Raw genomic sequence first — 11,894 nt, forward strand, 5'->3', positions numbered from 1 at the left:
CGCTGTCCGAAGTCTCTGACTTCGGATGTCTATGAAGGTAGTTTGCAACTACCGTATGATTCCCCTCTTATATCTCCTGTAGTCTAAAGACTACAGGCATAATCGTGCGAAGTCAGAGACTTCGAACAGCGCTGGGACTTCGAACAGCGAAATAATATGAGTTCATCTTATCTCTTGATTCTTACTTCTTGACTCTATAAACTTACTCACAGTTTCAGTTCCTTGATAGTTTGTTCCGGCATCAGGGCTTTGTTCACTTTCTCTACCGTAATATCCTTGGCCAGTTTAAAGGAAGCCTTTTCTTCGATCATTCTTGATGACGAACCTACTTTCACTTCGTATTTACCTTCATCTGCTATCCAGGCTTGCCTGTCGGTATAAAAAGAAGCCAGGTCGGCAGCCTTGATCACAAAACTCAACGTTTGCGACTGACCAGGGGCCAGCAAGCGGGTTTTACCAAAAGCTTTCAGTTCATCCTCGGGTTTGTCCAGATCTTTTTTAGGAGCGGCAAGGTATAGCTCCACTACCTCTTTCCCCGCCACATTGCCCGTGTTTTTTACGGTTACGGTAGCAGTAATACTATTGGTAAAATTGGCCGAGCTCAGTTTCAGACCGCTAAACTTAAAATTAGTGTATGACAAGCCATAGCCAAACTCATAAGCGGGTTTAACTTTGGCCGCGTCGTAATAGCGATAACCTACGTAGATCCCCTCTTCATAAACCACTTGCTCGGGTTTATCGGCAGGTGTTCCGGGGAAATTATTGGCCGATGGCACATCCTTATAATCAACCGGGAAAGTGGTAGCTAATTTGCCCGACGGATTTACTTTACCGCTCAGCACATCGGCAATGGCATTACCCGCTTCCAGACCAGGTTGCCAGGCCAGTAAAATACCGTCAACCTCGTCGCGCCAGCTGGCTACTTCAATTACGCCGCCGATGTTTAACACCACGGTCACTTTTTTACCTTTGGCATGAAAAGCGCTTGCAATGGTTTTTATCATCGCTTTTTCCGCGTCGGATAAGTAAAAATCATTCTCCAGTTTACGGTCAGCGCCCTCACCGGCATTTCTGCCTATCGTAATCAGGGCGGCATCAGCGCCATTGGCTTCATCGGCTACAATACCGGTCACATCCATTTCTGGGATAGGTGCCGGGTGATCAAAAAAGTTTTTAGGCTTAGGCTGTTTTAGCTTCATTTCGGCCAGGTAAGTGGTATAGCTTTTTGATAGTTTTTCCTGCAACTTATAACCGGCATTAGCCAAACCCTGCATCAGTGATATGGTGTACGCTTTATTAACATCGCCGCTCCCGGTACCGCCTGCAATAATATCGTAGGAAGTATTACCAAACACGGCTATCCTTTTGGCTCCTTTTAAAGGCAAAGCATGGTCGTCATTTTTTAGCAATACCATACCCTGTGCCGCGGCCTCGCGAGCTACTTTGGCATGGCCTGCCAGATCGGGCTTATCAGAATATTTGTATTTGGTGAATGATGGCGATTTGATAATGATGTTCAGGATGCGCTCCACATTGGCATTCAACTGATTAATATCCAGCGTACCATTTTTAACCGCGGTCACAATGGCGGCTGATTGGCTCGGGCTGCCCGGCATGATCAGGTCATTACCTGCTTTCATTTGCGCTACAGGGTCGGCACCGCCAAACCAATCGGTCATCACAAATCCTTTAAAGCCCCATTCCTTTTTAAGGATAGTGGTTAAAAGATCGTGCCTTTGCGAAGTAAAAGTCCCGTTGATCTTGTTATAGGACGACATCACTGTCCAGGGTTGCGCTTTTTTCACCGCTATCTCAAATCCGCGCAAATACAGTTCGCGCATGGCCCTTTCACTTACAATAGTGTTGATGCTGTTACGGTTAGTTTCCTGGTTATTGGCCGCGTAATGCTTGATGGATGTGCCCACGCCGTTTGATTCCACACCGTTTACAATGGCAGCCGTCATGCTGCCGGCAATCAGCGGGTCTTCTGAGTAATACTCAAAATTACGGCCACCCAGCGGGTTCCGGTGGATGTTTAAGCCGGGGGCCAATAGGATATCCACTCCGTACTCGCGCACTTCGTTGCCAAAGGCTATACCTACTCTGTTCACCAGTTCGGTATCCCAGCTTGATGCCAGCAGGGTTGCCACCGGGAAGGCGGTAGCATAGTATGTTTTTGATTTGTCGCCATTGCGTATCGGTTCTATCCTTAAACCGGCAGGCCCATCAGACACGGTCATAGATGGGATCCCTAAACGGGGAATGCCATGGGTACGACCAGCAGCGCCGGGCACTTTCTCGGGTATATTGTAAGCATCCGGATCAGATGGGGGCAGTTTGAACCCGCCGATATCGATCGGCTCATTCATCTTATCTTTTGATGGCGGCGGCATACCGGGCATTTTAAAGCCCATGCCTACTACCAGTTTCGATTTTTCTTCCAGCGTCATAGCAGCTATGATCTGCTTTACGTTATTGGCACGCAGTTGCGGCACTTGTTTGCTTTGCGCCTGCACAATAGTGTGGAAATTGCCTGCAGCGCATGACAGCATCAGTGCAAGGCTTAATTTATAGCTTGTCCTCATAAAATTTAAAAAGGTTTGGAGTACTTATTGGTTATAAATGTCTTATTAACAGCAGATAACAATCATTGTGTCAATAATACACAATACTATGTATTAACTTTTATAAAACCAAATGTTGCGGCCTGTAAATAAATTACGATACCAGGCCGTGGCCTATAAATGACTGTTCTGTATCATGCTAAATCCTTTTTTAAACTTTAATTTATTTTTGATTTAGTATTTAATTCCTTAATCTTGAATAGACCTAAGTGCGCCCCGCTTATAAATGAACTTTAAATAGAAGACGCATGTGCTACGTCTCTATATGATGTTTTTTATAACGGCGCATTACATGCGTCTTCCCTGACCAATTAATATAATGATGCTTATGAACAGAACCAAAGTAGCCATACTTGGCGCCGGTTTTATTACCGATATCCACATGGAATCATACCATCGCTTTATACCCGAAGCCGAAGTGGTTGCCGTGTACGCCCGCAACCCGGATAAAGCCAAAGCCTTTGCCGAAAAATACCAGATACCCCAGTGGTTTGATGATATTGATAAGCTCATTGCCGAATCAGACTGTGAAGTGGTGGATATCTGCCTGCCCAATTACCTGCATGCGCAGGCTACCATCAAAGCGGCCAATGCCGGTAAGCATATCATTATTGAAAAACCGCTGGCCGTAACACTGGAAGAGGCCGACGAGATGATAGCCGTTTGCAAAGCCAATAACGTAAAGCTGATGTACGCCGAAGAGCTCTGCTTTGCCCCAAAATATGAGCGGGCCCGGCAATTGGTAAAGGATGGCGCCGTGGGCGAAGTTTTTATGCTGAAACAGGGCGAGAAACATTCGGGCCCGCACAGCGATTGGTTTTATGATATTAACCTGGCCGGCGGCGGCGTTATTATGGATATGGGCTGCCATGCTTTGGGTTGGTTTAGGTGGATGCTTAATCATGCCAAAGTGAGTAATGTATACGCCACCATGAGCACCGTATTTCATAAAGGCCGTACCAAAGGCGAGGATAACTCCGTAATTATTGTGGAGTTTGAGAACGGCGTGACAGCTGTAGCCGAAAACAGCTGGGCCAAACATGGCGGCATGGATGACCGTTGTGAGATTTACGGCACCGGGGGCGTAATTTATGCCGACCTGTTTATGGGCAATGCCGCAGTAACCTACAGCCGCGAAGGGTATGGCTATGCTATGGAGAAGGCAGATACTTCCAAGGGCTGGAGCTTTACCATTTTTGAGGAGGCCTTTAACCAGGGCTACCCGCATGAGCTCAAGCATTTTATTGATTGTGTTCGCCATGATAAAACTCCGCTGGTAACCGGCGAAGATGGCCGGGCTGTACTGGAGATCATTTACGCGGCCTATGCCTCGGCGGGACAGGGCAAAAAGATACACCTGCCATTCTCGGCTCAAGTGGCCAAACCTATCGACCTTTGGCTAAACCATCAATAAGCGCCATGAATATACAGCGATATAAAGATTACGATTCGTTATCATCCGCGGCGGCTTATTGGGTTTGGCGGCAGATAAAACAGAAACCCGGTTCATTGATCTGTTTCCCTTCGGGCGAATCACCTACCGGGATGTTTAAGTTCCTGGTGCAATATGCTAAAGCCGGAAAAATAGATTTTAGTCAGACTCATTTTGTGGGTTTGGATGAATGGGTGGGTATGGATAAAAATGATGAAGGCAGTTGCAGCCATTACCTGCATCAACATTTCTTTTCAAAATTAAAGATAACGCCAGCGCAGGTGAGGTTTTTTGATGCAAAGGCTGCCGATCTTGATAGAGAATGTGAGAAAATGAATAAGCACATCAAGGATCTCGGTGGGTTGGATATGATGATCGTGGGCATTGGTATGAACGGGCATATCGGACTCAATGAGCCCGGCACAGATTTTAATATCTATGCGCATCATTCTGCATTAGCGCCTGTAACTATCGATGTAGCCAAAAAATATTTCACACAACAACCGCAATTAACAGAAGGGATCACCTTAGGCCTGCGTCATTTAGCCGAAGCGCGGACACCGTTACTGATTGCCGCTGGCGCGAAAAAGGCAGGCATTATAGCTCAGGCCCTGAACGGCCCGGTAACGATTGATGTGCCTGCTTCTATCTTTCAAACCCTGCCCAATGCGCAAATCTTTTTAGATCATGAGGCAGCAGAAAAGTTAAATAAGGAGTAAGATGTAGATAGACCACACAGCAATATATATAAAATCTATAGTATAAAAATCAAATAATAGTTTTTAATTATAACTCATAAAGCCCATGTCAAAGCCACCAGAAAAATCACAGCAAACAGCAGATCATTTAGCTTATGATGCCATTGTTATAGGTTCGGGCATTAGTGGTGGCTGGGCTGCCAAGGAATTATGCGAGCAGGGTTTAAAAACGCTGGTACTGGAACGCGGCCGTAATGTAGAGCACAACAAAGACTATCCAACCGCTACCATGGATCCCTGGCAGTTTAAGCACCGCGGACAAATGGCCAGGGAGTTTCTGGAAGAGAATCCGCTCATCAGCAAGGCGGCAGGTTTTGGTGAAGACACCGCGCATTTTTTTGTCAAAGATAAGGACCATCCTTACATCCAGGAAAAACCCTTCGATTGGATCCGGGGTTATCAGGTTGGCGGTAAATCACTTACCTGGGGGCGTGCCTGCCAGCGCTGGAGCAAATATGAGTTCACTAATCCCGAACGTTTTGGCTATGGTATAGCCTGGCCTATTGGCTATGATGATGTGGCGCCCTGGTACTCGCATGTGGAAAAATTCATTGGAGTTTGCGGTAATAAAGATGGTATTGAGGCCATGCCCGATGGGGAGTTTCTGCCACCGTTTGATATGAATTGCGTGCAGGAGGTGATCAGCAAAAAGATTAGTGAAAACTATCCCGACCGCCACCTGGTACACGCGCGCTGGGCTCACTTAACTAAACCCGATCAACTCCACCTGGATCAGGGGCGTGGTAAATGCCAGGCCCGTAATCTATGTATGCGTGGCTGTCCGTTCGGCGGTTATTTTAGTTCGGTAAGTTCTACACTACCCTGGGCTAAGCGTACGGGTAACCTCACAATCAGGCCATTTTCTGTGGTACATTCTGTTATTTATGATGAAAAGCTGGGCAAGGCTACAGGTGTTAAAGTGATAGATACCAACACCAAAGAGGTGATAGAATACAAGGCAAAGATCATTTTCATGAATGCCTCCGCGCTGAACACCAATCTCATCCTGCTGAATTCAACCTCAGCACGTTTCCCTAATGGCCTGGGCAATGATAACGGACTATTAGGCAAATACGTGGCCTTCCAAAACTACCGGGCATCAGTAACGGCCAGTATGGATGGCTTTCTGGACCGGTATTATTTTGGCCGCAACCCAACAGAACTGATCCTGGCTAATTACCGTAATCTGCACCGGCAGGAAACCGATTACAAAGGAGGCTTTACTACTTTTATGGGTGCGTATCGTAACCAACACCCAACCGAAAAACCTGCAGGTGAAATTGGCGGCGACTATAAAGATTCCTTAACCGAACCTGGAGGTTGGCAGGTATACATGTACCTGCAGGGTGAAACTATCCCCAAAGAAAATAACCATGTGCGCCTAAGTAAAGACCAGAAAGATCAATGGGGTATCCCACTGTTGATCACCTCTGTGGAGTATGATGATAATGATGAACGCATGATCCAGGATTTTTTAACCCAAAGCGCCGAAATGCTGGAGAAATCAGGCTGCAAAAACATCGAAAAACATGAAAACAAACAAGCACCCGGACTCGACATTCATGAAATGGGCGGTGTGCGCATGGGTAAGGATCCCAAAACCTCGCTGCTTAATCAATGGAACCAATTACACCAGTGCAAAAATGTATTTGTAACCGATGGCGCCTGTATGACCAGCACCGGCAACCAAAGCCCGTCGATACTGTATATGGCTTTAACAGCACGGGCGGCTAACTATGCGGTGGAAGAGATCAGGAAAGGGAATTTGTAGCTAACATCAGATCGAATTAAAGATTAAAAGCAAGGGTGTGTGCGATTCCTTCCCTCGGGAAGGGGCAATGTCATTAAGTTAAGAAATTTTTGCAAACCCTATCGGGGTTAAAGCTTTGTAGAAAAAATGTAGGTTATCAAATCAGTGCCGTAGGTACTATACCCAGGTTGCATACCTACGGCATGCTAAATGATTGTTGTTTGTTTTCTACAAAGCTTTTACTCCTATGGAGTATCCTTAACTTAATGACATTGCGGGAAGGGGGGGTAGGGGTTTCGTAAGCATGACAGGGTTTCTATCGCACGTATAAACCCCTCTCTGCCAAAACACAATCCGGCGCGCCTCTCCTGTGGGGCTACTGTGTGTACACATCTTTTTGATAAACCCCAGAGGGGTTTAATGTCGGTAGAAATAGAATCAAAAGAAGTTTACGTGCCGTAGGTACGTCACTATTGAACTTTGCAGGTCAAATAATGGCGCATTAAGAGACGTAAACCAGGTTAGTTGAGTACCTACAGCACTAAAAGAGGATTGAATTTTATTATTTCTACCGACATTTTGCTCCTCTGGAGCAGCTTTTTTTAACTATTAGTGCATTGTGTACACACAGTAGCCCGTGGGGAGGGAATTAAAAACATTATTTTACAAACGCAAGCCAAGCCAGGTAGCCTACCCATACCAGTATATTGGAGTAAACACCGGCCAGCACATCATCCATCATAACGCCGGTGCCACTGGGCAGGGCTTCCATTTTGCGAATGCCCAGGGGTTTTACGATATCAAAAAAGCGGAACAGGACAAGTCCGCCGATCAGGGTATACAGATTCATGGGTACAAACACAACGGCTATCAGCATACCGGCAACCTCATCAATTACCACCCGCGAACTGTCTTCGCCCCATTCAGGTTCCACTTTGTTGCTTACGTAAACACCCAGCAGGGTTACTACAATGGTGATCACAAGCAGGTACCAGGGGTTTTGTAATACCGGGCTTTGCCATAACAACCAGATAAATCCACAGGTTACTATAGCTGCATAGGTACCGCCACCTTTTAAAAAGCCGATACCAAATATGGAGGCGATTATTTTATTGATGTTCATCTTTTATTGGTTCATTAGTTCACTGGTTCATTGGTTCATTGGTTTTAACGGTATAAGCCAGCATTGTTGCCGATTTAATACTAATGAACCAATGAGCTAATAAACCAATGAACATCTCTATTGCTTATCCAGCACATCTTCGGCTGCTTCGGCTACTTCCGGTTCGATGGTGTGCCTTTTGGGAAAGTTGAATAAGAGCGATGTGAGCACCGGGATAATAAATATCCCCACGGTAAATACCGAGGTGAAGATATCGGCCTTTTCACTCTCCATGAATTTGGAGAAAGATGATGTTTCATTAAAGTGTACATACAATGATGCGGATAGTTTAATCCCCAACACGCCGATCACGATAAAGGCAACGGTCTCTAAAAAGGTAAATTTCTCCATTAGCTTTACAAAGGCCTGAGCAACAAAACGCATGGCCAGTATGCCGATGAATACCCCAATGTATATCAACACCACGTGGTCTGTAAAGGCCACGGCCGCAAATACGTTATCGATAGAAAAGGCCAGGTCCATCAGCTCTACTAAAGCTACGGTAGCCCAAAACACGCCAAACACGCCCACGGTTGAGCGGTACAGCCAGTTCTTGCTTTTATCCACCTCTTCTTCTCCGCCATCGTTATTGGCTGCTTGTATTTTCCCCTTAAAGTAGTTAAAGCTCAGGTACAGCAGATATAAGCCGCCGATAGGTTTTAGCCACCATATTTTTACCAGCCAGGCCGCTAAAAACAAACATACCCCACGCAATACATAAGCGCCTATGATACCATAGCGCAGGGCTTTTTTACGTTGACTGGGTGGCAGATCCAAAACCATAGTAGCCAGCACCGCGGCATTATCAACAGAGAGCAAGCTCTCGATCACGATCAGGTTTAAAATGATGAGCAAACCGGCTTTAATATCGGGGCCCAGAATGGTGTGTAAGAAATCCATATAACAGGTAAGGAATAAATTTTCGGGTTAAATAAACTAAATTAAATCGGTATTCAGCATGCTTTTTAAAATATTGGCCTGCACATCAATATTGCTGATGTTTTCCATAAAGCTTATGTCCGATATCTTTTTATAATTATCAGCCAATAGATTTTTGATCTCGGCAGGCATAAACGCTTTCATGGCGGCGGCATTACCCTCCAGCTTATCGTTTTTATCCCGCAACTCGTGTACCAGTTTTTCCTTTTTCGACATATTATTAGTCATGTCGATGCCGGCGATCTTCGCAATATCCAGGAACACGAACAGATTGTCGGATAGGGAATAGATAAAGTACCGGTCGTCGTTCACAAACTTGTATACTTCGGCCACTTGTGTACCGGCCTTTAAGCCGCAGTAAAACTCGGTTTTAAATTCATACTTGCACAAAACGCCCATCAACTTGCGCTGAATGGTGGCATACTCATCGGTGTAAACGTCCTTATCGTTATAGGCTGTTATCTCCTGCAATAGTTCGGGTGCAATGGGATAAAAAAAGTCGGCCGCGAACCGGGAGCTGAACGCGTTAATGTTTTTTGAAAGCGGATTATCGGTCGAGTTATCAGATAGTACCTGGAACAACTTCCGCAACGACAGATTGACCTTTAGCGCCTGCCGTTGTTTTTCGAGGTTGAAATTAGCCAGCGTATAATAAGGATCGTTCAACCTGTCGATCATTTCCTTATTGATCTGGATCTCGTCAAAAAGCAGGCTTACGTTGGTTTCGTTGTTCTTTTTGATCTTGCGGAGCAGATCGATGAGACTTTGGGTAAATTGCAGGTGAAACAGATCGAGCTTGTTGATATCCAGCTCGGGATTGGTTTCAAAAAGCTTGTGGATCACCTGGCTGCGCAGGTATATTTTATAAATGATATCATCGCCGAAAAAAACAGAAAGCAATTGCAGCTTACTGAGCATCCGGTTTGACTGATTTAAAATATTTAACCTGCTTTCATCCATCAAATGGCGACCTCAAATTTTGATTAAATGCAAATTTACGAAAATAAACAGCCTCACCCAACCCTCTCCAAAGGAGAGGGCTTTAGAAATACTTTTTAGTCCGCACCCGTTGCCTGTGTCCTCACAGGCAACTAATACTACCGGAATTCAAATCGTCTGTGAGGACACAGACGATGGAGTAGAATTCACAAAAAACCTGCACCCGGTGCCTGTGTCCTCACTGGTAACTAATACCCCTGGAATGCAAATCGTCTGTGAGGACACAGACGATGGGGATAATAAGAAATACGTCATTGGTACGAAGCAATCTCTATGCTGTACAGAGCAGATTTGACCTGTTTATGTAGAGATTGCTTCGTACCTCGCAATGACGCGTGTTTTATATTTTTAACTACGCGTTGGTAACCGTTTTTTTCAGTTCCACTTCCAGGTTTTGCAGTTCGGTGTTGAGGGTTTTGCGATTGGCGGTACCTTCTTCGTGAATGCGTTTAACCTCGGTAAGCGTTTCAATAAGCGACGCGGTTGTTTTTTTCAGCGTATCCAGCGATACTACGGTCTTTTCATTTTCCTTGGCCACGTCGATACTGTTTTGTTTCAGCAGCTCTGCGTTCTTTTGCAAAATGGTGTTGGTGGTGTCCGAGATCTTTTTCTGCATCTCCACGTTTTCCTTCTGACGATTCAAAGCCACGGCAATAGTGAGCTGGTTTTTCCAAACCGGAATAGTGGTTGATACGATAGACTGTGCTTTTTCGGCAATGGTGGTATTGTTGCTTTGCACCACGCGTATTTGCGCCAGCGATTGCAGCATAATAAAACGTACCACTTTCAAATCGGCCAGACGCTTGTCTAAACGATTCACAAAATCGCGCAGATCGGCAATTTCATAATCATTATAGGCCGATGGATTGGCGTCCATTTGTGCCAGCTGCTCGCTCAGCTCGTTGTATTTTAACTGGCCCGAAATGATCAGTTCTTCCATCTGGTGAATGTAGCCCACATTGCTATCGAACATGGTTTGCAACGAGCTGTTATCCTTTAATGAATTAACGCGACCTGCCTTGATCTTGTTGGTGATCTTATCGATGTTATTAATCACCGTATCATACTTCTGGAAAAGCTTTTTGGCATCAACCACCAACTTTTTCATAAAGGGGATATGCGATATAAAGGAAGTGAACGCGTTTTGGTTCAACTCATCCACATCAATATAATTCAGTTCGGTAAGCAGTTCATTGATCAAACCACCAACCTCGCCCGAGTTATAGGTACGTACCGAAGTAAGGAAAGTATTGCTATACTTTTCCATTGAATTTTGCACCTCTGTACCATAATTCAGGATGGAGTTTACATCCTTAGGATCAAGTGCCTTGGCTACTTCGCCATATTTTTGAACCTCGGCCTGGCTGATATTGGCTAAATCAACATTACCTTCCTTATCCAACAATTTTGCCGGCGTATTGGTATTAGTAGCCGGAGCCGGATTAATATCTAAATTAACCGGTGTTATATTTAGTTCGTTATTTCCTGGTGTGCCTTCCATGATTTTATTGAGTTTTAATGTTTTTTTGTTCATGGTTCATAGATCATGGTTCATGGCAAAATTTGTACAAACTACCAATTACTATGATCTATGAACCATGATCCATGAACTATCCTATAAATAATTTTGTGCCATGGTTTTCACCGACTCCTCCAGTTTCCTGTCCCGGGTTGGTTCACCAATGGCGTTAAATTTCCATTCGCCGTTCTTTTTGTAAAATACGCCCATCGCCATGGATACGTGACCAGCAAAATCTTTACTATGCGCTATATCATAAGTGGCAAATACTTCGTTTACCCGGGTTGGGGTACCCTCGTATATGCGGATAGACGCAAACGGAATGGTACCAAAATCCTGCCCGCGGAAGCTATTGAGGATAAAACCCACATAGCTTACAGACGCACTGAGGCCAGACAAATCAACAGTGATCACCTCATTGTCCAGGCCGTCGTTGCCGGATAAATCGCCGGTTAAATCGTCACCGCTATGCCTTACCGCGCCATCCTTTGATTTCAGGTGACCGAAGTAAACCACATCTATCAGTTGTTTATTATCGTCATATAAAGCGCAGCTGGCGTCCAAATCAACCGCTTCTTTTGTGGTACCAAAACCAAACAGGCCTTTCTTTTCGATAGCGCCCCAGTTAATGCCTACACAAACCGTTTGTAGTTTACTGCCGTTACTTTTCTCCAGACTTATCCTTTGTCCTTTTTGAAGATTGATAGCCAT

The 11,894-nt window shown here is 45.1% G+C and carries 9 protein-coding genes; 3 read left to right on the forward strand and 6 right to left on the reverse strand.

What is annotated here, in order from left to right; all coding sequences use genetic code 11:
• Positions 1-206 precede the first annotated feature (206 nt).
• Positions 207-2,585: a glycoside hydrolase family 3 C-terminal domain-containing protein gene (locus AB6735_RS06145; RefSeq protein WP_370994979.1), complete on the reverse strand. Its 2,379-nt coding sequence runs from the start codon at positions 2,583-2,585 to the stop codon at positions 207-209.
• Positions 2,586-2,952: 367 nt separating this feature from the next.
• Between AB6735_RS06145 and AB6735_RS06150 the strand changes: the two genes are divergently transcribed.
• From AB6735_RS06150 to AB6735_RS06160, 3 genes are all read left to right on the forward strand, one after another.
• A complete protein-coding gene (locus AB6735_RS06150; protein ID WP_370994980.1) occupies positions 2,953-4,038 on the forward strand; it encodes a Gfo/Idh/MocA family protein in 1,086 nt (361 codons plus the stop codon).
• A 5-nt stretch (positions 4,039-4,043) separates the two neighbouring features.
• Positions 4,044-4,775 carry a 6-phosphogluconolactonase gene (locus tag AB6735_RS06155; protein WP_370994981.1) on the forward strand — a complete coding sequence of 244 codons (732 nt, stop codon included), beginning with the start codon at positions 4,044-4,046 and terminating at the stop codon, positions 4,773-4,775.
• Between the two features lie 85 nt (positions 4,776-4,860).
• A complete protein-coding gene (locus AB6735_RS06160; RefSeq protein WP_370994982.1) occupies positions 4,861-6,585 on the forward strand; it encodes a GMC oxidoreductase in 1,725 nt (574 codons plus the stop codon).
• A gap of 637 nt (positions 6,586-7,222) precedes the next feature.
• On the opposite strand, the gene AB6735_RS06165 is transcribed toward AB6735_RS06160, so the two are convergent.
• The 5 genes from AB6735_RS06165 to AB6735_RS06185 all read right to left on the reverse strand — a co-directional run bounded on the left by AB6735_RS06165 (position 7,223) and on the right by AB6735_RS06185 (position 11,894).
• Entirely contained in the window at positions 7,223-7,687 is a 465-nt protein-coding gene (locus tag AB6735_RS06165; RefSeq protein WP_370994983.1) for a phosphatidylglycerophosphatase A, read from the reverse strand.
• A gap of 117 nt (positions 7,688-7,804) precedes the next feature.
• Positions 7,805-8,626: a TerC family protein gene (locus AB6735_RS06170; protein ID WP_370994984.1), complete on the reverse strand. Its 822-nt coding sequence runs from the start codon at positions 8,624-8,626 to the stop codon at positions 7,805-7,807.
• Positions 8,627-8,662: 36 nt separating this feature from the next.
• Entirely contained in the window at positions 8,663-9,625 is a 963-nt protein-coding gene (locus AB6735_RS06175; RefSeq protein ID WP_370994985.1) for a hypothetical protein, read from the reverse strand.
• Positions 9,626-10,016: 391 nt separating this feature from the next.
• Complete coding sequence (locus AB6735_RS06180; RefSeq protein ID WP_370994986.1) at positions 10,017-11,198, reverse strand: toxic anion resistance protein; 1,182 nt, start codon at positions 11,196-11,198, stop codon at positions 10,017-10,019.
• Positions 11,199-11,279: 81 nt separating this feature from the next.
• Complete coding sequence (locus AB6735_RS06185; RefSeq protein WP_370994987.1) at positions 11,280-11,894, reverse strand: TerD family protein; 615 nt, start codon at positions 11,892-11,894, stop codon at positions 11,280-11,282.

This window comes from Mucilaginibacter sp. RCC_168, assembly GCF_041355315.1.
Taxonomy (GTDB): domain Bacteria; phylum Bacteroidota; class Bacteroidia; order Sphingobacteriales; family Sphingobacteriaceae; genus Mucilaginibacter.

Coding starts and splice junctions, on each gene's coding strand:
- AB6735_RS06145 (WP_370994979.1), bottom strand. CDS start 2,585: ATGAGGACAAGCTATAAATTAAGCCTTGCACTGATGCTGTCATGCGCT.
- AB6735_RS06150 (WP_370994980.1), top strand. CDS start 2,953: ATGAACAGAACCAAAGTAGCCATACTTGGCGCCGGTTTTATTACCGAT.
- AB6735_RS06155 (WP_370994981.1), top strand. CDS start 4,044: ATGAATATACAGCGATATAAAGATTACGATTCGTTATCATCCGCGGCG.
- AB6735_RS06160 (WP_370994982.1), top strand. CDS start 4,861: ATGTCAAAGCCACCAGAAAAATCACAGCAAACAGCAGATCATTTAGCT.
- AB6735_RS06165 (WP_370994983.1), bottom strand. CDS start 7,687: ATGAACATCAATAAAATAATCGCCTCCATATTTGGTATCGGCTTTTTA.
- AB6735_RS06170 (WP_370994984.1), bottom strand. CDS start 8,626: ATGGATTTCTTACACACCATTCTGGGCCCCGATATTAAAGCCGGTTTG.
- AB6735_RS06175 (WP_370994985.1), bottom strand. CDS start 9,625: ATGGATGAAAGCAGGTTAAATATTTTAAATCAGTCAAACCGGATGCTC.
- AB6735_RS06180 (WP_370994986.1), bottom strand. CDS start 11,198: ATGAACAAAAAAACATTAAAACTCAATAAAATCATGGAAGGCACACCA.
- AB6735_RS06185 (WP_370994987.1), bottom strand. CDS start 11,894: ATGGCTATCAATCTTCAAAAAGGACAAAGGATAAGTCTGGAGAAAAGT.